Annotated in this window: 13 protein-coding genes; 9 read left to right on the top strand and 4 right to left on the bottom strand. The window is 71.4% G+C overall.

Annotated elements, in window-relative coordinates:
• Positions 1-15: 15 nt before the first annotated feature.
• The 3 genes from Q8X39_RS00725 (at position 16) to Q8X39_RS00735 (ending at position 5,840) form a co-directional block, all read left to right on the top strand.
• Positions 16-1,215 (top strand): EAL and HDOD domain-containing protein, encoded by a 1,200-nt coding sequence (locus tag Q8X39_RS00725; protein ID WP_305747712.1) that lies wholly within the window; start codon positions 16-18, stop codon positions 1,213-1,215.
• Between the two features lie 255 nt (positions 1,216-1,470).
• Positions 1,471-5,112: a PAS domain-containing sensor histidine kinase gene (locus Q8X39_RS00730; protein WP_305747713.1), complete on the top strand. Its 3,642-nt coding sequence runs from the start codon at positions 1,471-1,473 to the stop codon at positions 5,110-5,112.
• A gap of 77 nt (positions 5,113-5,189) precedes the next feature.
• A complete protein-coding gene (locus tag Q8X39_RS00735) occupies positions 5,190-5,840 on the top strand; it encodes an ANTAR domain-containing response regulator (protein WP_305747714.1) in 651 nt (216 codons plus the stop codon).
• Positions 5,841-5,968: 128 nt separating this feature from the next.
• Here Q8X39_RS00735 and Q8X39_RS00740 read toward each other — a convergent pair whose 3' ends face one another.
• On the bottom strand, positions 5,969-7,354 hold the full coding sequence (locus Q8X39_RS00740) for a sensor histidine kinase (protein WP_305747715.1): 1,386 nt from the start codon (positions 7,352-7,354) through the stop codon (positions 5,969-5,971).
• 354 nt (positions 7,355-7,708) lie between these two features.
• Between Q8X39_RS00740 and Q8X39_RS00745 the strand changes: the two genes are divergently transcribed.
• The 6 genes from Q8X39_RS00745 (at position 7,709) to Q8X39_RS00770 (ending at position 20,043) form a co-directional block, all read left to right on the top strand.
• On the top strand, positions 7,709-11,590 hold the full coding sequence (locus tag Q8X39_RS00745; RefSeq protein WP_305747716.1) for a PAS domain-containing hybrid sensor histidine kinase/response regulator: 3,882 nt from the start codon (positions 7,709-7,711) through the stop codon (positions 11,588-11,590).
• 7 nt (positions 11,591-11,597) lie between these two features.
• The gene (locus tag Q8X39_RS00750; RefSeq protein ID WP_305747717.1) at positions 11,598-13,784 is read left to right on the top strand and encodes a putative bifunctional diguanylate cyclase/phosphodiesterase; all 2,187 of its coding nucleotides are present in this window, start codon (positions 11,598-11,600) and stop codon (positions 13,782-13,784) included.
• 54 nt (positions 13,785-13,838) lie between these two features.
• On the top strand, positions 13,839-15,887 hold the full coding sequence (locus Q8X39_RS00755; RefSeq protein WP_305747718.1) for a diguanylate cyclase domain-containing protein: 2,049 nt from the start codon (positions 13,839-13,841) through the stop codon (positions 15,885-15,887).
• 205 nt (positions 15,888-16,092) lie between these two features.
• The gene (locus Q8X39_RS00760; RefSeq protein WP_305747719.1) at positions 16,093-17,346 is read left to right on the top strand and encodes a porin family protein; all 1,254 of its coding nucleotides are present in this window, start codon (positions 16,093-16,095) and stop codon (positions 17,344-17,346) included.
• 77 nt (positions 17,347-17,423) lie between these two features.
• Positions 17,424-18,893 carry an exodeoxyribonuclease I gene (gene sbcB, locus Q8X39_RS00765; RefSeq protein ID WP_305747720.1) on the top strand — a complete coding sequence of 490 codons (1,470 nt, stop codon included), beginning with the start codon at positions 17,424-17,426 and terminating at the stop codon, positions 18,891-18,893.
• A 148-nt stretch (positions 18,894-19,041) separates the two neighbouring features.
• Positions 19,042-20,043, top strand: a complete 1,002-nt coding sequence (locus tag Q8X39_RS00770) for a DNA ligase (protein ID WP_305747721.1) — start codon at positions 19,042-19,044, stop codon at positions 20,041-20,043.
• A gap of 131 nt (positions 20,044-20,174) precedes the next feature.
• Here the strand turns inward: Q8X39_RS00770 and acnB are convergent, their stop codons facing one another.
• The 3 genes from acnB to Q8X39_RS00785 all read right to left on the bottom strand — a co-directional run bounded on the left by acnB (position 20,175) and on the right by Q8X39_RS00785 (position 24,800).
• Complete coding sequence (gene acnB / locus Q8X39_RS00775) at positions 20,175-22,766, bottom strand: bifunctional aconitate hydratase 2/2-methylisocitrate dehydratase (RefSeq protein ID WP_305747722.1); 2,592 nt, start codon at positions 22,764-22,766, stop codon at positions 20,175-20,177.
• Between the two features lie 344 nt (positions 22,767-23,110).
• A complete protein-coding gene (locus Q8X39_RS00780; RefSeq protein WP_305747723.1) occupies positions 23,111-23,572 on the bottom strand; it encodes a hypothetical protein in 462 nt (153 codons plus the stop codon).
• A gap of 184 nt (positions 23,573-23,756) precedes the next feature.
• A complete protein-coding gene (locus Q8X39_RS00785; RefSeq protein ID WP_305747724.1) occupies positions 23,757-24,800 on the bottom strand; it encodes an HpcH/HpaI aldolase/citrate lyase family protein in 1,044 nt (347 codons plus the stop codon).
• Positions 24,801-24,908: the final 108 nt, after the last annotated feature.

The following is a 24,908-nucleotide window of genomic DNA, read 5'->3' on the forward strand; positions in this document are numbered from 1 at the left end:
CCTCAGACGTCCTCCATGAACTTCTCCATCCTGGGCCAGATGGCCCTCAGCTACTGCCCGATCATCGACCGGCAGCGCAACGTCATGGCGACCCGCCTGACCGTGACGCCGCTGCGGCCCGGCCGAGCGCTGCCGGTGGCCGAACTGCTCGAAGCGGTGGGGCAGGTCTGGCCGTCCGACGGACCGAGCGTGGCGCTGTCGGTGCGCAGCGAATCGCTGCTGGCCGACCTGCTGGCGGTCCAGCCGACCACCAACGTGATGGTCGAGATCCCGAAGTTCATGGCCGGCGATCCGCTGCACCGCGAGGCGATCCAGACGCTGGCCGCCAACGGCAACGTGCTGCTGCTGTCGGGCCGGCCCGACCAGCCACTGCCGCGCGAGCTGCTGGGCTGCTTCAAGTACGCCATCGTCGACACGGCCGACGAGCGCCGGCTCGAAGGCATGGCCGTGCCGGCCGGCGTGAACCGCAGCATCGGCTTCTTCCAGGACGGCGTGCGCACCCTGGCCGACATGGACGGCGCCTTCAAGCGCAACGCCGTGGCCGTGCTCGGCTGGCCGATCGACGACGTCGCCAAGCCCCGTCCGGGCCGCACGCCGGCATCGACCCGGCCGGACCTGCAGGCCATCGTCGAGCTGATCAACCAGGTCGACGCGGAGGTGCCGCTGGGCCAGCTGGAGGCCACGCTCAAGCGCGACCCGACGCTGGCCTACAAGCTCATGCGCTACATCAACTCGCCGGTGTTCGGCCTGAGCGTGGAGATCTCGTCCTTCAGCCACGCCATCATGCTGCTGGGCTACCAGCGCCTGAAGCGCTGGCTGGCGCTGCTGCTGGTGACGGCCGGCAACGACGTCAACCTGCGTCCGGTGATGTTCGCGGCGGTGCGCCGCGGCCTGCTGATGGAGGCGCTGGCGCCGGAAGGCTCCAGCGCCGACACCCGCAGCGAGATGTTCATCTGCGGCGTCTTCTCGCTGCTCGACCGGATGTTCCAGCTGCCCTTCGCCGACCTGCTCAAGACCATCCCGGTGCCCGACCAGGTCTACCAGGCGCTGGTCGAAGGCAAGGGCCCCTACGAGTACGCGATCGGGCTGGTGCGCTGCCTTGAAGGCGGCACCGCCCTCGACATCACCGACATGGCCGAGAAGGCGATGCTGGAGATGCGCGAGGTCAACCGCGCGCTGCTCAAGGCGCTGGCCGGTGCGATCCAGCTGGCCTGACGTCAACCCCTCGCCCGGCGGGTACGCCGGTCGGTCCCCCAGGGGGACGGCGGTCCGGCTTGGGGCGGCCCGGCGCTCGGCCCGCAGAGGTCGGCCCCTCGCCCGGCGGGTACGCCGGTCGGTCCCCCGAGGCTGTGCCTACACTGCGGGGACGATGATCCCAAGCCTGCAGCGTCCCCTGGTTCCTGAGATCTCCACACGACGGCCGACCCGGTGTTCCGGGCCGGCCGTCGGTCGTTGCGGAGGACCGTGCTGATGCTGCCCGAGGCCCTCTTCGATGCGCTGGTCGAGCCGGTGCTGGTGTTCGATGACGCGACCTCGCTGCGCTACGCCAACCCGGCCGCCCTGCGGGCCCTGCCGGTCGAGGCCGGCATGCGCCTGGCGGACCTGCGCGAGGTGCTGGACGGACCGGTCTGGAGCGCCGTCAGCCAGGCCATCGCCGGCGGGCGCCAGGTGGTGCTGGCGGCCTCGCAGGTGGCGCCGGCGGTGGCCAGCGTGGCACCGGCCGGCAGCCCGGCACCGGCTGGCCCGGCCGGACCGGGCAGGGGCCGCATCGTGGTCAACCGCATCGCCGACCGGCTCTGGGCGCTCTGCCTGCCGGCGGGCACGCCGCGGGCGCGCGAGTCCCTGCGCGATGCCACGCCGGTGCCGGTGCTGGAGATCGCCGACGGCCCGCTGCGCCACGTCCACAGGCTGCTGTGGGGCTCGCCGTTTCCGGTCATGCTGCAGGACGAGGCCTTCCGCATCCTCGACGTCAACCCGGCCTTCGTCGAGCTGACCGGCGCCACGCGCGAACAGCTGATCGGGCGTGACCCGATCGAGCTGCAACCCGAGGCCGACCGCGCCCAGGTGCTGGCCGACCGCGAGCGGCTGGTGCAGAACCCTTTCCATGCCGACGTGCCGGCGCTGGTCGAGCACCGGCTGGTCGACACCCACGGCCTGCCGCGCTGGCTGCGCGCGGCGCGCTATGTCACGCTGACCGAGGACCAGCGCCGGCTGCTGCTGACGCTGATGCAGGAGTCCACCGCCGAGCACGTCGCACGCGACCAGGCCGAGCGCTATTCGCGCGAGCTGGACCAGTGGTTCGACCGTTCGCCGCTGGGCATGGCGCTGTTCGATCCGGCTGGCCTGGTGCTGCGCGCCAACGCGGTGTTCGAGCAACTCGTCGGCGGTCCGCTGGTCGACCTGCGCGAGGCCAGCGCCGAGGTCCAGGCGCTGCTCGGCTGGTCCGACCGCTGGGAGCGCACCTGGCCACTGCCGCGCGGCGTGGATGCACCACCCGCGCCACCCGCGCCGCCGTCGCCCGCCGACCCGTCCGACCAGGGCGGTGGCTGGCGGGCCCGCGATGGCAGCCTGACGCAGGCCGATGGCCGCGCGCGCTGGGTGCGGGCGCTGCTGCGTGGGGTCGAGTCGCACGAGGCCCGGGATGCGCGTGAGGCCGGCGGCGCCCGAGAGGGTGCGCGCGCCGCGCCGCATCGCATCCTGTGCATGCTCGAGGACCGCACCGCCGAGGAAGAACGCGACCTGGCGCGGCTGCAGCTCGGCACGCTGGTTCACACCGCTGGCGCCGGCCTGACCACGCTGGGCAGCGGCGACGCTGGCCTGGCGCCGGCCAGCGCACCGGGCGATGGCCTGCGGGGCGCCTTGACCGGCATCAAGGGCCTGGTGGCCGCACCCATCACCACACCCATCAACGCACCGATCGCCGGACCGATCGCCGGACCGGATGCCGCCGCAAACGACGCGGCCCCGGTCCGTCGTGCCACCGTGCCAGCCGATGCCGGCCTGTTCGTGCAGGGCGTCCGGCGCGACTGGGTGCTGCCGGCCTCCCTGCCCGAGTTCGAGCGCCTGCAGCAGGCACTGGTGCGGGGCGAGCGGGTCGAGGCGCGCTACGCGATCGAGCATCCCGAACTGGGCCTGCGCTGGCTGGTCACGCGGGTGGAGCCCGGCCGCACCGCGTCGGGCCGGGTCAGCACGCCGGTGGTCACGCTCGACATCACCGAGCAGCAGACCGCCCGCGAGCGTGCCGAGCTGCTGCTGGCCGAGCTGACCACCATCCTGGAAAGCTCGCCGGCGGGCATCGCCTCGATGCGCGGCTACACGCTGATGCACTGCAACCGCCGCTTCGAGCGGATGCTGCGGCTGCAGCCGGGCGCGGCGGTCGGCTCCGACATCCGCGTGCTGCTGGCCGCGCACACCCAGAGCCCGCTGCCTGAGCAGCTCGACGCCGGTTCGCTCTACGAGGCCGAGCTGGAGGTGCAGGCCGACGACGGCAGCCACCACTGGTATGCGCTGAGCATCCGCCGCACCGGCCCGGCCACGCCGACCGGTGCGCCGCAGGCCATCGCGGTGGTCTCCGAGATCACGCGGCTGAAGGCGCAGCAGGTCGAGCTGGAGCAGCTGGCCGGTGAACGCGCCCAGCTCGCGCGGGTGCTGGGCCAGCAGGCCGACCGCACGCGGGCGGTGCTGGATTCGGTGCTGGTGGGCATCGTCACGGTCAACGAGCAGGGCGAGATCTCCTGGCTCAACCGCTCGGCCCGGCGCATGTTCGGCGGCGACCTGGGCGACTTCCTCGGCCAGCCGATCGGCTCGGTCGCGGCCGACGACACGCTGCATCCCTTCCGCCGCACGCTGGAGATGGCCGGCTCGCTGCGCGACGGCGAGGCGGTCATGTTCGAGTGCCGCGTGCATGGCCGTGACGGCCGCACCTTCTGGGTCGTCGGCAACGCGGTCAACACGCTGGGCCTGGAGGGCCAGCGCGAGCTGACCTTCGCGCTGATGGACATCGAGCAGCGCCGCCAGGCCGAGGCCCGCATCGCCGAGGCGCGCGCATCGCTGCAACGCATCATCGAGGCCGCGCCCATGGCCATCACGCTGTGCGACGCGAACACGCTGGCCGTGCTGCAGCTCAACCGGGTCGCCGCGCAGCTCTGCCGCGTCAACGCCGACGAGGCGATCGGCCTGCAGCCCGAGCAGCTGTTCCCGCCCGAGACCGCCGCCAGCCTGCGCGCCGACCTGCGCGCCGCGCTGGCCGATCCGAGCCGCGTCACGCAGCGCGAATACCGCTGGCTGCGGCGCGGCGAGGGCACCCAGGCCGAGCAGGTCTGGGATGCCCGCTTCCTGCCCCTGACGCACGGCCAGCCGATGCCCGGCGAGGCCGTCCAGGTCGACCAGATCCTGATGGTCGCCAGCGACGTCAGCGCCCAGCGCGCGGCCCAGAAGGCCGAGCTGGAGGCCGCCATCGCGCAGCGCGAGATGCTGGTGCAGGAGGTCCATCACCGCATCAAGAACAACCTGCAGGGCGTCGCCGGCCTGATGCAGCAGATCGCGATCCGGCGGCCCGAGATGCAGCCGGTCATCGCCGAGGTGGTCGGCCAGGTGCAGGCCATCGCCCATGTCTACGGCCTGCAGGTCGGCAACCTCGGCGCGCTGCGGCTGCGCAACGTGATGAGCGCGATCGCGCACTCGGTGCAGCGCACCTTCGGGCGCGAGATCGAGCTGAAGGTCGAGGAAGACGGCGCGCTGCCGGGCAGCGACTGGTCGCTGCCGGAGTCGGAGTCAATCCCGATCGCGCTGACCGTCAACGAGCTGCTGACCAACGCGATCAAGCACAGCCCTTCGGGCAGCACGGTGCATTGCCGCCTGGTCTGCGAGCGCGGCGGCGTGCGCATCGAGATCGGCAACGCCGGCCGACTGCCCGAGGGCCTGCGCATCGACCACCGGCCGTCGACCGTCTCGGGCCTGGGCCTGGTGCGGTCGCTGCTGCCGCGCCGCAACGCCTCCTTCGCGCTCGAACAGCGCGACCACCGCGTTGTCGCCACCGTCGCGCTGGCCAGCCCGGTGGTCAGCCGCATCGACGCCGAGACCGGCGCGGCCCTGCCGGCGGCGGGCCTCTAAACTTCGTTGTCGCGCCCATCCGGCCACCACTCCGGCCACCATTCCGGCCGCCAAACCACCGGCACCTCAAGGCACCCGTGACCTTCACCGAGCCCACTTCCTCGTCCGCGATCGACCCGTCCGCCAAGGGCCGCATCCTGGTCGTTGACGACGACCGCCTGGTGCTGGCCACGCTGGTCCACGGTCTGGCGCAGGCGGGCTTCGACATCATCGACGCCGACAACGGCGACGACGCCATCCTGCTGGCGCGTCAGCACAAGCCGGACCTGGCGCTGCTGGACATCCGCATGGACGGCATGAGCGGCTTCGACGTGGCGGCCTACCTGCGCGAGCACCTGCGCATCCCCTTCATGTTCCTGTCGGCCTTCTCCGACGAGGCGACGGTCAACCAGATCAAGGCACTGGGCGCGCTGGCCTACCTGGTCAAGCCGCTGGACGTGGCGCAGATCGTGCCCGCCGTCGAGGCCGCCTTCGCCCAGGCCCGCGAACGCGCCGGCAAGCCCGCGTCATCCGCACCTGCGCCGGCCGCGCTGGCCGCGCCGCTTGACCCGCTGGCGCAGCACGTGCCGATGGCGGTGGGCATCCTGATGCACCGCTATTCCCTTGGCGCCGACGCCGCCCTGCAGCGCCTGCGCAAGCTGGCCGAACGCGAGGGCCGCCCGATCGACGCGAGCGCGAAGGCGATGGTGCAGGCGCTGGAACAACTGGCCGCCCCCGGCGATCTTTGAGTCTCACGACGGGGAGCGGGCGCGTTCCACCCGATCGTGGTTTGGAGGCCCATCGGCAACAGCCCGTCGGACACGGGGTGTCCGACGGGCTCTTGCTCAACGCACGGTGGCCGACCGTGTCCGCTGGCTCAACTCAAGGTGAAGAAGAAGCACGCGCCCTGATCGACCGTCGCCTGCGCCCAGATCTCGCCGCCGTGGCGCAGCACGATGCGGCGCACCGAGGCCAGGCCGACGCCGCTGCCGGCGAATTCGCTGGCGCTGTGCAGGCGCTGGAAGGGCTTGAACAGGCGCTCGGCGAACCGCAGGTCGAAGCCCGCACCGTTGTCGCGCACGTAGTAGACCGGGCGATCCTGGGATTCCGGGGTCTCGGGCCGCACCGCCTTCAGCCGCGTGCTGCCGAACTCGATGCGCGCAACGTCGCGCTTGCCGCTGTACTTCCAGGCATTGCCCAGCAGGTTGTCGAACACGGTGCGCAACAGGCTGGCGTCGCCTCGCGCGAGCAGGCCGGGCTCCAGGTCGACGATCACCCGGCGCTGCGGCTCCTGGGCCCGCAATTCCTCGATCACGGTGGACGCCATCGTCGACAGGTCGACCGGCTGGCGCACCAGCGGCGCGCTGCTCAGGCGCGAGAGCGCCAGCAGCGCCTCGATCATCCCCTTCATGCGGTCGACCGCGCCGAGCACCCGGTCGAGGTGGTCGTTGCCGATGCGGTCGAGCAGGTGGCCGTAGTCCTCCCGCACGATGCGAGTGAAACCCTCGATGACGCGGATCGGCGCCTTCAGGTCGTGCGTGACCGTGTAGACCAGCGACTCGCGGTCCTGCGCCGAGTGCGCGCTGCCGTCGGCCTCCGCGCTTGCCGGGGCCGCGACGGGCAGCGCGGGCCGCTGCCACAGCACATGCCGGTCGACGGCCAGCGGCAAGGCCGACCAGGTGCCCGGTGCGGCGGCCTGCTGGTGCGCATCGACGGCCTCCTGCAGCGAGGCCACCACGTCGGCCGGGCGGACCTCCGGATGGCGCACCAGCCAGTGGCTGAGGAGTTCGGGGCGCGGCGCGGCGGGATCGTCCGATGAGCCAGCCGGCGATGCCTCGGCCGGGTCGTGCATGGCCAGCACCAGCCAGTCGGTCAGCGGGCCGTCGACCACCCGTTGCAGCAAGAGGGTGCGACCGGGCAGTCGGCGCAGCAGCAGGCGTTCATGGTCGGCAGCCCGGGTCAGGGCCTGGGTCTGGGCTTGGGCATTTGGCGGGACCGTCTCGGCGGCGACGCCGGCTGTGGTTCGGACCGGCAACGGCGAGGCGACAGACGTATCGCCCTGTAACCCGTCCGACCCGGGTCCCGTCCGCTGGAACGCGATCCGCAGGGCCAGTCCGCCGAGCACACCGCAGACCCCGGCGATGGCCCAGGACGGGCCGAGCGACAAGCCGACCTGCACGGCAGCGGTGCAGGTCAGCAGCAGGCCCAGGGTGCCGGCCAGCGCGGTGCGCCAGGCGCTACCAGATCGGTTCGTGGCGCTCAAACTCGAAGTCCCTTCGTGACGGCTGGTTGTGACCGTCCTGCTCGGTGTCGCTGTCGGTGTCGGGACAATTGTAGGGAGCGGCCCGCAAGGCCGAGAACGACCCCGCCGGAGCGTTCCGGCAAGCCGGGGCGGAGGGTGTGGAATTTGCGCGTTTGGCCTGATCTGGGTCGTGGTCGGGCCATGCCCAGCACCTATGCTTGAGGCCAGCTTGGGTTGAATGGAAGCACAGGTCCGGACCGGTTGCGCCGCGCATCGCGGTCTGCCGGACGGCCGTTTGGAGTGATCGGGTCGAGACGGGATGATTGCCTTGGATAGCCGAGTGCGCAGCGCCACCGCGTTGCGGGAGGAGCTCGCGTGCGACTGATCCGTCGGGTCGAAGAATCGCTGGACACGCTCGATGCCGATCTGCTGCTGCGCCTGGGACAGGCGATCGCTGGCAGCGACCGCCTGATCGACGCGCTGGCCATCGTCGTGCCGAAACTGGCCCGCGTGCTCGGTGCGCAGGGCCTCGGTGTGCTCCAGGTGCTGCAGTGGCAACCGGCCTCGATCGTGGTCCAGCCCTGGGCCACGCCGGACCTGCGCGACGACATGATCGACCTCGACCAGCTGGTGGTGGTCGGCGCCGACAGCGGCCCGCTCGGCCGCAGCCTGCGCAGTGGCCGCATCGAACAGGGGCTGGCCGAGCCGGCCGAGGCCGCCCGGGCCTGGGGCTGGCGGGTTGGCGCGGTCCGCCAGGTGCTGGTGCTGCCGGTGCCGGGCTGGATCGCCGGGGCAGCCGAGCACACCCTGCCCACCGGCAGCGCGCCGGGCGCGGCCGAGTCGCCGGTGCCGACCGTCGCCGCGATCGAGTTCCACGACGCGCCGACGCTCGACGGTGCGTCGCGAAGCCTGCTCGGCCTGGTCGCGCTGCAGCTGGCGGCGGTCGCCACGCGCGAGCTCGAACGCACGCTGGCACGCCAGCGCGATGCCCAGTTCGCCCAGGTCGCGACGCTGGCGGTGCGGGCCGGCCGGGCCACCGTGATCACCGATGCACGCGGCATGGTCGAGTGGGTCCACCCCGGTTTCGCCGAGGTGACCGGTCATGCCGCCGACTCGGTGCTGGGCCAGCCGCTGTGGGCCGTGCTGACGCGCGACCTCGCGCCCGGCGACGAGGCGGGCCAGCTGCGCGAGCGCTTCGCCGCCCAGGGCACCTTCCGGCACGAGCTGTCGGCCCGGCTCGGCCCTCTGTCGGCCACGCCGGGGCAGGGCTACTGGCTGGAGGTCGATGCGGTCCAGGTGCTCGACGAGGCCAGCGGCCGCCTGCAGCTGGTCTGCCAGTGCAGCGACATCACCGCGCGCAAGGCCAAGGAGTCCGACGTCGACGAGCAGCGCGAGCTGCTGGGCGCGCTGACCGAGAACCTGCCGATCAGCCTGCTGGTGGTCGACATGGCGACGATGGAGCTGCTGTCCTTCAACCGCCATGCCCAGCTGGAGTTCGGCATCTCGCCGGCGACCGGCCGGCCGACGCTGGGCGAGGCGATGGGACGCGGTCTGAGCACCCTCATGCTGCCGCAGCTGCGCGAGGTGATGAAGCGGCCCAGCGCGGTCGAGCACGAGTTCGTCTGGGACACCGCCGACGGCCAGCGCCTGATCCGGGCCCGCCACGTCGCCGTGCGCGGCCGCCACGGGCCGCGCCGGCTGGTCATCTCGCAGCTGCGCGACGTGACCCGCCAGCGCCGCGACGAGCAGCGCCTGCGCGAGTCCGAGACCCGCTACCGCGAGCTGGTCGAGACCATCGACGAGGGCGTGTTCATCAGCAACCCGACGCGCGAAGCGTGGTTCTACATCGGCCCGCGGGTCTACGAGATGCTGGGCCTCAACCCGGCCGACCGGCGCGACCATCCGGACATCCTGCGCGCGCTGGTGCTGCCCGAGGACACCCCGCTGCTGGACCAGCAGCGCGAGCATGAGGAAGCGCTCGAAGCCACCGACGTGACGCTGCGCATCCAGCACCCGACGCGCGGCCTGCGCTGGTTGCGCCAGCGCACCCGCACGCGCGCGCTGCCGGCCGGCGAGGCGCGTGTCTACGGCCTGCTCGATGACGTGTCCGACGAGCGCGAGCGGGCCCTGCAGCTGCAGTCGGCGCGCGACGTGGCCGAGGCCGCCAGCCAGGCCAAGAGCCAGTTCATGGCCAGCATGAGCCACGAGATCCGCACGCCGATGAACGGCATCCTCGGCATGACCGAGCTGCTGCTGGGCACGCCGCTGGACGACCGTCAGCGGCGCTTCGCGCAGGCGGTCTACCGCTCGGGCGAGAACCTGCTCGAGATCATCAACGACGTGCTCGACTTCTCGAAGATCGAGGCCGGCCGGCTCGAACTGGCGCCGACCGACTTCCACCTGCGCACGCTGATCGAGGACACGCTGGACCTGCTCGCGCCGCGCGCCCACGAGAAGGGCCTGGAGCTGAGCCTGCGCGAGACCGGCCCGACGCCGACCAGCGTCGTGGCCGACCCGCTGCGGCTGCGACAGGTGCTGACCAACCTGGTGGCCAACGCGATCAAGTTCACCGAACACGGCGAGGTCACCATCGACGTCAAGGCCTGCGCCGGCGGTGCGGGCGAGGCGCCGCTGATGCTGGAGTTCCGCGTCCGCGACACCGGCATCGGCATCGCGCCCGAGCTGCTGCCGCGCCTGTTCCAGGCCTTCACGCAGGCCCACGGCGGCATGGCCCGGCGCTATGGCGGCACGGGGCTGGGGCTGGCGATCTCGCGCCAGCTGGTCGAGTTGATGGGCGGGCGCATCGAGGTCACGAGCCAGGCCGGCATCGGCTCGGAGTTCCGCTTCACGCTGGCGGTCGAGCCCGGCAGCGCCGGCGAGAGCCAGGCCGGCGAGCTGGCCGCGCTGCCGCGCCTGCAGGTGCTGGTGGTCGACGACAACGCGACCAACCGCACCGTGCTGGACCATCTGTTGAGCGCGTGGGGCATGGCGGTGACGCTGAGCGCCGATGGCGACGACGCGCTGGCGCTGCTGCGCGAGCGGCCGGCCGATGCGCCGGCCTTCGACGTCGCGCTGGTCGACTGGCGCATGCCCCGGCTCGACGGCATCGGCTTCGCCCGCGCGGTGCGCGAGCAGGCGCTGGCCCCGCGCATGAAGCTGATCATGCTGTCGTCGGCCAGCGCGCCCGATGACGTCAAGGTGGCGCAGCAGGCCGGCTTCGACCGCTTCGTCCACAAGCCGGTGCGCAAGGCCGAGCTGCGCCAGGCGCTGCTCGGCGTGAGTCTGGAGAGCGGTGGCGAGACCAGCGCCGCGCCGCTCGGGGCGCAGGTGCTGGTGGTCGAGGACAACCCGGTCAACCAGGAGGTCATGGCCCAGATGCTGACCCGCCTGGGCTGCGGCGTCCGCGTGGCCGCCCATGCGCTGGACGGCCTGCGCTCGCTGTGCGAGCAGTCGGTCGACATCGTGCTGATGGACATCCAGATGCCGGGCATGGACGGCATCGAGGCGCTGGGCTGGATCCGCCGCGGCCGCACGCCGCGCTTCGCGCTGGAGACCCCGGCCGATGTGCCGGTGGTGGCCGTGACGGCCAACGCGCTCGATGGCGACGAGGAACGCTTCCTGCACCTGGGCTTCGACGCCTACCTGCCCAAGCCCTATCGGCAAAGCCAGCTGCTGGCGACGATGCAGCGCCTGCTGCCGGCGCTGGTGGCGCAGAACGGCGAGGTCGACACCTCGCTGGATGCGCTCGGCTTCGAGGCCCTGCTGCCGGCCGCGCGCCTGGGCGAGAAGGCGCCGTGGCTGGGCGAGCCGCAGTTCGTGCGGACCCGCCCGGACGCCGTCGACGAGCTGCGCCGGGCGACGACGGCGTTTGGCGCCGACGACATCAACGGCGCGGAGCCGACGCTCGATCCGCAGGCGCTGCTGCGGCTGCGCGAGCTGGACCCGGGCGGCCAGAACCGGCTGGTCGAGCGGGTGCTGAAGGCCTTCGACCAGTCGATCGGCCGCATGCTGACCCAGCTCGCTGAAGGCCAGTCCGCCCGCGACATCGCGCAGGTGCGGCAGGTGCTGCACACCCTCAAGTCGTCGTCGCACAGCGTCGGCGCGCTCGCCCTGGCGCGCATGTGCGTGGACTGCGAACTGCAGCTGCGCCAGGGCGCCGACATCGGCCAGATCGGCACCCGCCTGAACCAGCTGCAGCTGGAGATGCTGCGGGTCCAGCAGGGCCTGCTTCCCTACCTGGAGCCGAATCCGGCCTGATCCCCGCATGTTCCTTCGTGACGACAACGACCAGGCCGCCCGAGACGAGGCGCGCCAGCCCCGCATCCTGCTGGTCGACGATGACGAGGTCAGCCTGCTGCTGACCGCCGCGGCGCTGCGCGAGCGCGGCTTCGCGGTGACCGAGGCCAACGGCGGCGACCGGGCGCTGCGCCTGCTGGGCGACTGGACACCCGACCTGATCGTGCTGGATGCGCTGATGCCCGGCCGCGACGGCTTCGACACCTGCATCGAGCTGCGCGGCCTGCCGGGCTTCGAGATGATGCCGGTGCTGATGCTGACCGGGCTGGACGACGACGCGTCCATCGAGCGGGCCTACGAGGCCGGCGCGACCGACTTCTTCGTCAAGAGCACGCAATGGAGCCTGCTGGCCGGCCGCCTGCGTTACCTGCTGCGCACCGCCCGCATCCACCTGGAGCTGCTGCGCAGCCGCGCCAAGCTGGCGCGGGCGCAGGACCTCGCCCGCATGGGCAGCTTCGAGTGGCATGGCAACGCGACCGGGCTGGTGCTGGAGGCCGAGGCCCTGCGCGTGTTCGGCCGCGGCCCGCACGAGTCCTTCCGGCTCGGCCAGCTGCTGCGTGCGCTGGTCGGCGAGGAGCGTGCCGGCTTCTGCAACCTCCTGCGCGAGGTGGTGCGCCACAGCACGGTGATCGACGTCGACCTGCGCATCGTCATGCCCGACCGGCGCCAGCGCGTGGTCCACATCGAGGCCGAGCCGGAATTCGACGAGCAGGGCGGCCTGATCGGCTACACCGGCGTGGTCCAGGACGTGACCGACCGCCGCATGATCGAGGACAAGGTCCGCCACCTGGCGAACTACGACCCGCTGACCGGCCTGCCCAACCGCCGCCAGCTGGTCTGGCGCTCCGAGCGGGCGCTCGAACACGCACGCCGCCTGGGCCATGCCTGCGCGCTGCTGCTGATCGACCTGGACCGCTTCAAGAACATCAACGACACGCTCGGCCATGCCGCCGGCGACGAGTTGCTGGTGGCCATGTCGCGGCGCCTGCGCGGCTGCATCACGCACCACGACGCGCTGAGCGACGTCGGCCTGGACGCGGCGCTGCTGCGCTCGCACCGGACGCTCGAATCGGTGGCCCGGCTGGGCGGCGACGAGTTCGTCGTGCTACTGCCCGAAGTCGCCGACGAGGACGTGGCCAGCGCGGTCGGCCACCGGCTGCTGCAGGCCCTGCGCGAGCCGGTGCTGATCGGTGGGCGCGAGTACTTCGTCACCGGCAGCATCGGCCTGGCGCTGTTCCCGCGCGACGGCATCAGCGTGGTCGACCTGATGCGACATGCCGACCTGGCCATGTACGCGGTCAAGGGCAGCGGGCGCAACAACCTGGCGATCTACCACGCCCAGATGGGCGGGCGCAGCCGCGAGAAGCTGGAGCTGGAGAGCGCGCTGCACAAGGCGCTGGAACGCGGCGAGCTGGTGCTGCACTACCAGCCCAAGGTCGAGGTCGGGCGCGACGCGGCCGGACGCAGCGTTGTCACCGGCCTGACCGGCGTGGAGGCGCTGATGCGCTGGCAGCGCGCCGGCGAGCTGGTGCCGCCCGCCGAGTTCATCCCGCTGGCCGAGGAGACCGGGCTGATCGTGCCCTTGAGCAACTGGGCCATGCGCGAGGCGGCCCGCCAGATCCGGCACTGGCGCGACCGCGACGGCCTGGCGCTGACGGTGGCCGTCAACCTGCCCAGCCGCAGCTTCGAGCGCGGCGACGTGCTCGACCTGATCCACAGCGCGGCGGCGGCACACGACGTGCCGCTCAACGCGCTGGTGCTGGAGATCACCGAGACCGGGCTGATGAAGGGCATCGACGAGGTGATGCCCATGCTGCACCGGCTCAACGCGCATGGCGTGGGCCTGTCGATCGACGACTTCGGCACCGGCTACTCGTCGCTGAGCTACCTGACCCAGCTGCCCATCAGCGAGCTGAAGATCGACCGCTCCTTCGTGCATCGGCTCGACCAATCCGGTGGAAATTCCGCAGTTGTCACCGCCATCGTGGCGCTGGCCGGCGGCCTGGGCCTCAAGTTGGTCGCCGAGGGGGTCGAAAACGAGGCACAGCGCGATGTGTTGTTGCGCCTGGGCTGCCACACCATGCAGGGCTTCCTGTATGCCCAGCCGATGCCGGCCGATGCGCTGGTCGACTGGGTGCGCCGACAGCGGTTCTGACCGGAGCCGCCGCGTCGGCGCGGTTGCGGGCGCCCTCGAACAGTCAGGTGAGCGATGCAGCAGACGACGACCTCCAAGGACGTGATCGAACCCGCGCAGCTGGCCAAGGCGGCCCTGCGCCGCCTGGCCCTGGCCAAGCGCGAACCCACCCCGGGCAACTTCGCCCGCGCCTGGCGCGAGGAAGGTGGTCCGCTCGAACCCGAAGCGCCGGCGGCCGAGGCCGGCCCGGCCATCCAGGCCATCGTGCGCCGGCTGATGCCGCCGGGCGAGGGCCGCGACGCGCTGGCCAAGGCGCTGGGCGCCGGCCGCTGGGACGAGGCCGGCAAGCTGGTCGAGGCCCGCGTGCCCGCGCCCGACGACCAGGCCCGCACCTGGGCTGGCCTGATCGACCGCAGCGTGCGCGGCGTCGCCCGCGCCAGCAAGAGCTGGCCGATGGGCCGCCGCCGCGACAGCCTCGGCCACGTGCTGGAGGCCAGCCGCAGCGACCCGTTCCGGCTGCAGCAGCGGCTGGGCAGCCTGCTGGCGAGCTGGGACGGGGAGGCCGGCGATGCGGGTGATGTGGGCGATGCGGCCGCTGCGACCGCGGACGTGCCGACCACTGTTCCAACCGAACAGGCGACCGCACATGCGACCGCAGTCCCGACTGCACTCCCGACCACTCTCCCGACCGATGTGCCCGTCGAACAGGCCGTGGCCCAGCTGGCGGCGGTCGTCGCCGCTGCGGCCGAGCGGTCCGAGGCGCAGGCGGCAGATGCCGCGAACGCGGGCGTCGAACACCCGCTGGACCGACCGACCGAGCCGGTGCCGCTGGAGCTGCTGCCCAACTCGGCGACCGTGACGGCCGGGGCGCGCATCCGCCCGTCGGCGCTGGACATCGCCGTCGAGCCGCCCGCGCCGGTCGTGCCCGATCCGCACTGGCCGCGTGCGGTTCAGGTGCTGGAGGCGACGCTGCAATCGGCCTTGCCACCCGGCGAGCCGCGTGCCGGCGAGGTGGGCAGCCGGCTGGCCGAGGTGGCCGGCGCGCTGCGTGCCGAGGTGCGCGCCGATGGCCAGCTGGTTGACGCGCTGCACCAGGCCTGCGACGAGGTCCGGCTCGTGCTCCAGCACCGTCATCACCTGGTCGACCAGATCGGCGGCCTGGTGCGCGAGCTGACCGACGGCCTGGGCGAGCTGGCCGAGGACGACAGCTGGGTCGAGGGCCAGTGCATCGCCATGCGCGACCACATCGGCATGGGCCTGAGCACGCGCGGCGTCAGCGCGGTCAGCCAGCTGCTGGCCAGCACGCGGGCGCGCCAGACCCAGCTGCGGCTGGAGCGCCGCCAGGCCCGCGATGCGCTCAAGGAGATGATCCACCGCATGCTGCAGGACATCGGTGAACTGGGCGTGCAGACCGGCCGCTTCAACGACAGCGTCGGCCGCTACGCCAGCGTGATCGGTCAGGCCGAGTCGCTCGAAAGCCTCGCGGGCATCGTGCGCGAGATGGTCGACGAGACGCGCGCGGTCCACCAGGTCGTCAGCCAGACCACCCAGCGGCTGCATGACGAACATGCCCGGGCGGCCGAGATGGCCGAACGCGTGCGTCAGCTCGAGGACGAGCTGCGCCAGCTCTCGCAGGAGGTCGGCACCGACCAGCTGACCCAGGTCGCCAACCGGCGCGGGCTGCTGCGGCAGTTCGAGGTCGAGCAGTCGCGCATCGACCGCGAGGGCATCACGCTGGCCGTGGGCCTGCTCGACATCGACAACTTCAAGCGCCTGAACGACACGCTGGGCCACAACACCGGCGACGAGGCGCTGAAGTTCCTGGCCCGCCGGGTCGGCGAGATGCTGCGTCCGACCGACACGCTGGCCCGCTACGGCGGCGAGGAGTTCGTCGTGCTGCTGCCCGCCACCGAGGTCGAGGAAGCCCGCAGCGTGCTGACGCGGGTCCAGCGGCTGATGTCGGCCGAGCTGTTCATGCACGAGAACAAGCAGACCTTCGTGACCTTCTCCGCCGGCGTGACGCTGTTCCGCCGCGGCGAGGCGCTGGAAGCGGCGCTGCAGCGTGCCGACGAGGCGCTCTACGAGGCCAAGCGCACGGGCAAGAACCGCACCTGCGCGGCCTGAGGCGGGCACCGCGGCGCGGCGCCTGTCGCGCATCGGCCCGGATCGTGAATACCTGCAACTGAGGGACGCGACAACCTTCACGCGCGGGGGGGCAGCGGCCGTACGCGACGGCCAGCCAGCCACGAGAATGCGCCCAGTGCCGGCAAACGTTTCCGTTTGCAACCGTAAGCCGGCGATCTGAACGCATCTGTCTGGAGAGACCCGCATGAAGCCGTCGCGACACCCGAACCCGATCCATGCCCTGGCCCGTGCGGCCGCCTGTGCCGGGGCGATGGCGGTGGTCTGCGGGTCGGCGCTGGCTCAGAGTTCGCCCTACTACCTGGGTGCCTCGCTGGGCGTCACGCACGACAACAACCTCGACCGCGCCAAGGCTGGCGTGGCGGCCCAGCCGGTGCTCAGCGACAGCTACGTCTCGACCGGCGTGCGTCTGGGCGCGGACCTGCCGATCGGGCGCCAGCGCGTGCAGGGTCGCTTCGACGCCAATCGCAACCGCTACAACACCTACGGCCAATACGACCACAACGACTACCTGCTCAATGGCCGTCTCGACTGGAGCAGCGCCGACCTGTGGTCGGGCAACGTGCTGGCCGAGACCCGCCAGTCGCTCGACCGGTCCGACCTCAACAGCACCAGCACCGTCGCCGGCCGCAACCTGGTCAAGACCGATGTGCTGGGCCTGGGCGTGCGCCTGGGTGGACCGACCCAGTACACCTTCGATGCCGGCCTGACCGGCACGCAGGTGCGCTACGACACCTCCACGTCGCGCAACGTGCGCCAGCTGACCGGCAACGGCGGCGTCACGATGCGCCCGGGCAGTGGCCTGCAGGTGCGCCTGGGCGCTCGGCACACCCGCGCGGACTACCCGAACTTCAACGCCGGTGCCGGCGACGACGTGCGCCGCAACGACATCGACCTGAGCAGCGTCATCGAGGCCAGTGGCGCCAGCACCTTCAACGTCCGCCTGAGCCGCACCCGCGAGACCCACAGCGCCCAGTTCGCCCGCACCTACACGGCCTGGACCGGCAGCACCGGCTGGACCTGGAAGCCGAGCCCGAAGCTGAGCTTCGAGACCTCGCTGACCCGCGACAGCAACATCGGCAACACCGCCTTCGACAACGCGCTGTTCTCGTTCGACACCAGCGACACCCGGCTGCGCACCAGCCTGGCCCTTCGGGCCAGCTGGGAGCTGACCGGCAAGGTGCTGCTGGGCGGTGGGGCGACCTACAGCCGTCGGACGCTGGACAACGCGCTGGTCAGTGGTGCGGGCAGCTCGTCCACCTCGGCCTCGGACCGCACCGTGGCCTGGGACCTGAGCCTGCGCTACCTGCCGATGCGCAACGTCGAACTGGGCTGCGGACTGCGCCGCGAGGACCGCAGCGTCAGCGACCCGAACGTCACCATCACCTACGCCTACGACGTCACCGTGGTCTCGTGCAGCGGCCAGCTGTACTGGCGCTGAGCCGGCAGGTCGCGCGGTCGTCGACTCCCCCTCAAGGGCGGTGACCGGCCGGTGCGCATCGGGCAACATGCGCGCCCATGAACGACACCTCCAGCGACGGCGCGACCTTCTTCTGGCACGACTACGAGACCTTCGGCAAGTCGCCACGGCGTGACCGGCCGGCCCAGTTCGCCGGCATCCGCACCGACCTCGAACTCAACGAGGTCGATGCCCCGGTGATGCTGCATTGCCAGCCCACCGCCGACTACCTGCCCGATCCCGAGAGCTGCCTGCTGACCGGCATCCTGCCGCAGCACTGTCTGGAACAGGGCGTCCCGGAAAACGACTTCGCCAGCGCCGTCGAGGCCCAATTGGCCCGGCCCGGCACCATCGGCGTGGGCTACAACAGCATCCGCTTCGACGACGAGGTCACGCGCTTCCTGTTCTGGCGCAACCTGATCGAGCCCTATGCGCGCGAATGGCAGAACCAGTGCGGCCGCTGGGACCTGCTGGACGTGCTGCGCTGCTGCCATGCGCTGCGCCCCGAAGGCATCACCTGGCCGACCCACCGCGACGGGCCGATGGCGGGCAAGCCGTCCTTCAAGCTCGAACACCTGACCGCCGCCAACGGCCTCAGCCACGAGGCCGCGCACGATGCGTTGTCGGATGTGCGCGCCACCCTCGCGCTGGCCCGACTGGTTCGCCACGCCCAGCCCAAGCTGTTCGACTTCTGCCTCAGGCTGCGCAAGAAGGAAGCGGTGCTGCAGGAGATCGGCGTCGGCCGGCCCTTCCTGCACGTCAGCGGCATGTACGGCACCGAGCGCGGCGGCATCGCCATCGTCTGGCCGCTGGCGCCGCATCCGACCCACAAGAACGAGCTGATCGTCTGGGACCTGTCGCACGACCCGTCCGAGCTGTTCACCCTCGATGCACCGACCATCCGCCAGCGCCTCTACACCCGGGCCGAGGACCTGCCCGAGGGTGTCACCCGGCTGCCGCTCAAGACCATCCACATCAACAAGTCGCCCGTGGTGATCGGCAACCTGAAGGTGCTGAGCCCGGCGATGGCGCAGCGCTGGGGCATCGACGTGGCGCAGTGCCTGAGCCATGCCGAGACCGCCGCCAGGCAGGGCGCGACCCTGGCCGGCATCTGGCCCGACGTCTATGCCCGTCCGCCTGCAGACGCTGGCCAGCCGCCGACCGACGTCGACGAGGACCTCTACGGCGGCTTCCTGTCCAACGACGACCGCCGCACGCTGACGCGGCTGCGCGGCCTCAGCCCGTCGCAGCTGGCCGACAAGCGGCCGGCCTTCCACGATGAGCGGCTCGACGAACTCGTGTTCCGCTGGCGCGCGCGCAACTTCCCGGCCACCCTCGACGCGGCCGAGCAGGACCGCTGGGAGGCGCTGCGGCAGTCGCGGCTGGTCGAAGGCGCGGGCGGCGTGCAGACGCTGGCGCAATTCTTCGAGCGCATCGACGCGCTCGGCGAAGCGCTGCCGGACGACGACGAGCGCGGCCAGGACATCCTCGGCGCGTTGTACGACTACGCCGAGCAGATCGCGCCCTGATCGCGCCCTCATCGAGTCCGCGCCTCGCCCGCATCCCCCATCGGCGGGATGCCCGGCGCGGCTTCGGTGGCGCCACCCCCTCCAGGGGGAGACCGTCCGGCGCGGCAGCTGGCTACCTTGGCGGTTTTCCACGCCCGCCGAGACCGCCATGCCCCAGCATCCGACCTGTCCATCGCGTTCAAGCTGGCTCGATGCCAGCGAGATGTCCAGCCCGCAGGCCCCGCGTCGACGCTGGCTGATCCGCAGTGCCGTGCTGGCGCTGTCCGGTTGGTGGCATGAACCGGGCGCGGCCGGTCCGTCCGGTCGTTCGGCGACGTCGGCCGTGGGCGACATCCCGATCGAGCTGGCGCGCGACCTGGGCCCCGAGGCCGTCGCTACGGTCGACCTGTCGCGCTACCTGGTCAGCGAGAAGCTCGACGGCGTGCGCGCGATCTGGACCGGCCGCCGCTGGCTGACCCGCAGCGGCCGCGAGATCCCCGCGCCACCGCGCTGGCTGGCGTCGCTGCCGGCGGGCGAGCCGCTGGACGGCGAGCTGTGGCTGGGACGCGGGCGCTTCGAGGCGGTCTCCGGCCTGCTGCACCGGCTCGATGCGACCGATGACCCGCTCTGGTCGACCCTGCGCTATGCCGTGTTCGACCTGCCCGGCGCGACCGGCACCTTCGCCCAGCGCCAGTTGCGCCTGAAGGCGCTGCTGGCGGACCGGCCCGCCGTGGGCGACGTCCGGATCGAGGCGATCGAGCAGCGCCGCGTCGCCAGCCCCGAGGCGTTGCGTCGGTGGCTGGATGAGGTCGTGGCGCAGGACGGCGAAGGGCTGGTGCTGCACGCGACCGATGCGGCTTTCCGGCCCGGCCGCAGCGCCGGCGCGGGCACCGATGCCGCCGGCCACCTGCTCAAGCTCAAGCCGCTGTCGGATGCCGAAGCCGTCGTCATCGGCCACCTGCCCGGCAAGGGCCGGCACCTCGGCCGCGTGGGCGCCTTGCAGGTGCGCGACGCGCAAGGCCGTCGCTTCGCGGTCGGCAGCGGCCTGAGCGACGCGCAGCGCGAATCGCCGCCGGCGATCGGCCAGCGCATCAGCTACCGGCACCGCGGCGTGACCCGCCACGGCTTGCCGCGATTCGCGACCTTCTGGCGGGTGCTGGCCGAGGACTGACGCGGGCCCGCCGCCGCTTGCGCCGTCAGCGTCATCGGCCGCCAGATGACACAAGGCCCGCCGGGTTGCCCCGGCGGGCCTTGTCGCTGCGTCAGGCCGGCCGCCCGTTCAGGCGGCCGGACCGGTCAGGTTCAGACCGTCACGCCCTTGGCGGTGTCGGCGTATTCCTCGATCTGGTCGAAGTTCATGTACTTGTAGATCGACGCGCCGTCCTTGTTCACGACGCCCATGGCGGCGTGGTATTCCTCGACCGTCGGGATCTTGCCCAGCTTGGACGCGATCGCGGCGAGCTCGGCCGAGCCCAGGAACACGTTGGTGTTCTTGCCCAGGCGGTTCGGGAAGTTGCGGGTCGAGGTCGAGATGACCGTCGCGCCTTCACGCACCTGCGCCTGGTTGCCCATGCACAGCGAGCAGCCCGGCATCTCGGTGCGCGCACCGGCGGTGCCGAAGGCGGCGTAGTGGCCTTCCTTGATCAGCTCGCTCTGGTCCATCTTGGTCGGCGGGGCGACCCACAGCTTGACGGGGATGTCGCGCTGGCCGCCCAGCAGCTTGGCCGCCGCACGGAAGTGGCCGATGTTGGTCATGCACGAACCGATGAAGGCCTCGTCGATCTTGGTGCCGGAGACCTCGGACATGAACTTGGCATCGTCCGGATCGTTCGGGCAGCAGACGATCGGCTCCTTGATGTCGGCCAGGTCGATCTCGATGACGGCGGCGTATTCGGCGTCTGCATCGGCTTCGAGCAGGCTGGGCTGGGCCAGCCATTCCTCGACCTTGCGGATGCGGCGTTCGAGCGTGCGGGCATCGGCATAGCCGTCGGCGATCATGTTCTTCATCAGCACGACGTTGCTGGTGAGGTACTCCTTGATCGGCGCCGGGTTCAGCTTGATCGTGCAGCCGGCGGCCGAGCGCTCGGCCGAGGCGTCCGACAGCTCGAAGGCCTGCTCGACCTTCAGGTCCGGCAGACCTTCGATCTCGAGGATGCGGCCCGAGAAGATGTTCTTCTTGCCGGCCTTGGCGACGGTCAGCAGACCGGCCTTGATCGCGTACAGCGGGATCGCGTGCACGAGGTCGCGCAGCGTGACGCCCGGCTGCATCTGGCCCTTGAAGCGCACCAGCACCGACTCGGGCATGTCCAGCGGCATCACGCCGGTGGCCGCGCCGAAGGCGACCAGGCCGGAGCCGGCCGGGAAGCTGATGCCGATCGGGAAGCGGGTGTGGCTGTCGCCGCCGGTGCCGACGGTGTCGGGCAGCAGCAGGCGGTTCAGCCAGCTGTGGATCACGCCGTCGCCCGGACGCAGCGCGACGCCGCCACGGCTGCTGATGAAGGCCGGCAGCTCGCGGTGGGTCTTGACGTCAACCGGCTTCGGGTAGGCGGCCGTGTGGCAGAAGGACTGCATCACCAGGTCGGCCGAGAAGCCCAGGCAGGCCAGGTCCTTCAGCTCGTCGCGGGTCATCGGGCCGGTGGTGTCCTGGCTGCCGACGGTGGTCATCTTCGGCTCGCAGTAGGTGCCCGGGCGCACGCCCTGGCCCTCGGGCAGGCCGACGGCCCGGCCGACCATCTTCTGCGCCAGCGTGAAGCCGGCCTTCGACGCGGCGGGCGGCTGCGGCAGGCGGAACAGCGTCGAGGCGGGCAGGCCCAGGAACTCGCGGGCCTTGCCGGTCAGCGAGCGGCCGATGATCAGGTTGATGCGGCCGCCGGCACGCACCTCGTCGAACAGCACGTCGCTCTTGAGCTTGAACTCGGCGACGGTCTGGCCGTTCTTCACCAGTTTGCCGTCATAGGGCTGGACCTCGATCACGTCGCCCATCTCCAGCGCGCCGACCTCGACCTCGATCGGCAGCGAGCCGGAGTCTTCCTGCGTGTTGAAGAAGATCGGGGCGATCTTGCCGCCCAGCGTGACGCCGCCGAAGCGCTTGTTCGGCACGAAGGGGATGTCCTGGCCGGTGGCCCAGATCACGCTGTTGGTGGCCGACTTGCGGCTCGAACCGGTGCCCACCACGTCGCCGACGTAGGCGACCAGGTGGCCCTTCTTCTTCAGGTCCTCGATGAACTGCATCGGGCCGCGCTTGCCGTCTTCCTCGGGCTTGAACGCCGCGCCTTCGCGGGTGTTCTTCAGCATGGCCAGGTAGTGCAGCGGGATGTCCGGGCGGCTCCACGCGTCGGGCGCGGGCGACAGGTCGTCGGTGTTGGTCTCGCCGGGCACCTTGAAGACCGTCACGGTGATGCTGCGCGGCACTTCCGGGCGGGTCGTGAACCACTCGGCGTCGGCCCAGCTCTGCACGACTTCCTTGGCCTTGGCGTTGCCGGCCTTGGCCTTCTCGGCCACGTCGTGGAAGAAGTCGAACATCAGCAGGGTCTTCTTCAGGCCCTCGGCGGCGACGCCGGCGACGTCGGCGTCGTCCAGCAGGTCGATCAGCGGCTTGACGTTGTAGCCGCCGACCATGGTGCCCAGCAGCTCGGTGGCCTTGGCGCGCGAGACCAGCGCGACGGCGAAGTCGCCGTGTGCGACGGCGGCCAGGAAGCTGGCCTTGACCTTGGCGGCGTCGTCCACGCCCGGCGGCACGCGGTGGGTGAGCAGGTCCAGCAGGAAAGCCTCTTCGCCGGCCGGCGGGTTCTTGATCAGCTCGATCAGCTCGGCCACTTGCTTGGCGTCGAGCGGCAGCGGCGGGATGCCAAGAGCGGCGCGCTCGGCAACGTGTTGGCGATAGGCTTGCAGCATGAAGGGAACTCCGTGCGGGGGTGGCGAGAGACGGGGCAGGACCTTGTCACAGCGTCGGAACCCTGCTCCTGGGGTTTGCCCGACATTTTATGTCTTATATAAGACTTGCCAAGTCTTCCCTGCACCGGGAAGGGGATGACGTGCCTCAAAAAGACAAACGGCCGCCCGGTGGGCGGCCGTCAAGGCTGGTGTCAGCAGGATCCGGGCCGACCGACCGAAAGCAAGGGATCAACGTACCCGTCGGCCAAGGGGCTCAAGTCCCCCGCAGGCCAGCGCCGGGCCGCTCCCAAGCGGCCTGCGCATCCCCCTGGGGGATCGACCGACGTACCCGTCGGTCGAGGGGCTCAAGTTTTCTGATTCGGATGCACGCAGTTGTCGACCATGCGGCGACCGACCTTGGCGTTCATCAGCATCGACTTGTTGGCGATCTGCAGCCAGACCAGGCCGTTCTTCTTGTCCTCGAGGCGGACCGCGCCGGTGGTGGTCGGCTCGGGTGCCATCAGGTAGGACTTGCCCTTGAAGGCGACCTTGAAATAGCCGGACTTCTCGGTGGCGGCATCGACGCTGACGGACTGGTTGAACTCGCAGGCGCTCGGACCGGTCAGCACGCGTTCGGCGTTGGCGATCTGCTCGGGCGTCAGGTCGGGCAGGGCAGGGGCCTTGGCGGCGGGCTTCTTCTTGGCCGGGGCCGGTGCGGCGGCGTCGGCTGCGGCGGCCGGCAGGCTGGTCAGCACGGCGGCGCCCAGAAGGGCGACAGACAGGGCGGCCGACAGGGCCAGGGCGGGCAACGAGCGTTGGGTGTTCATTCTGGTGACTCCGGGTATCGGGATGCGACAGCCAGAGATTCTTGGCGAACCGAAGCGAGCCAACGTCACCAAATGCAGCCGTGAAAAGTATCACTTCCGGCGATCCGTGCCGGCCGGTGGATGCTTCTGGTCACATCCTGGCGCTCGGATGGGGCGGCGCGCGGCCTCCCGCCCGTCTCGCCACTCAGCTGGCGAAGAAGGCGCGGCGGACCTCGCCGGGCAGCTGCTCGCCGCCGGCCACCGAGGTGCGGTGCGCCCGTTCGAGCACGTGCCAGAAGTAGCGGTAGCTGGCGCGGTCGTGCAGCGTGTCCAGGCCGGCGTGCAGGTGACGGATCGGTGCCCAGTCGGCGGCCTGGGCGGCCATCAGGATCTCGACCGCGTGGTCGACCTCGGCAACGGTCGGCGAGAAGGCCTCGACGATCGGCCGGATCTGGTCCGGGTGGATGCTCCACATGCGCGTGTAGCCCAGCTCGCGGCAGGCCCGCGTGGCGGCAGCCTCCAGCGCCGACTTGTGCTTGAACTCGGTCACGACGCAGTGCGACGGCGTCTTGCCCCAGCCGTGGCAGGCGGCGGCGATCTCCAGCTTGGCGCGCACCACCAGCGGGTGCTCGAACTGGCCCTTGACGCCCATGGCGCCCTGGGGGATCGCGCCGCGGTGCTCGGAGACGAAGTCCATCAGCCCGAAGGACAGCGACTCGATGCGCGGGTGCGCGGCCAGCGCCTGCACCTCGCGCAGCGCGCCGTGGGTCTCGACCAGCGCATGCACGGGGATCTGGCGCGTGATGCCGTGGCGCAGGGCTGCCGCGTCGATCGCCTCGACACCACGCTGCAGGTCGGCCAGGCCGCGTGGCTTGGGGAGCATCACGTAGGCCAGGCGGGCGCCAGCGTCGCGCACCAGCGCGTCGACCATGGCCTCGAACATCGGGTGATCGACCGCCTGGACCCGTGCGCCGACGCGGCGGTGGCGGTTCGCGGGCGAGTTCACCAGCTCGGCGATCAGCGCGATGTGATCCAGCTCGCCGCCGACCGGCGCGCCATCCTCGGCATCGAGCGTGATGTCGAAGCACGGGCCCAGCTCGCCCTGCAGCGCCAGGCTCTTGCGCATGCGCAGCTCGACACCGCAGTAGTGGTCGCACACCGGCAGGCTGGGCGCGATCTCGCCGGCGCCGAACAGGGCGTCGCGCGGGTGGACACGGTGCGAGGGGGCGGGGCTCGGGGCAGCGGTCATGGCGGGTGTCGTCCGGAAGTGAAAAAGCCGGTCGCAAGGACCGGCTTTCATTGTGAGTCCGTCACCGGCAAGCCGGGAGACGCCGGTTGCCGGTGCGCTCGGGCTGAT

The organism is Leptothrix discophora (genome assembly GCF_030705305.1).
GTDB classification, from domain to species: domain Bacteria; phylum Pseudomonadota; class Gammaproteobacteria; order Burkholderiales; family Burkholderiaceae_C; genus Sphaerotilus; species Sphaerotilus discophorus.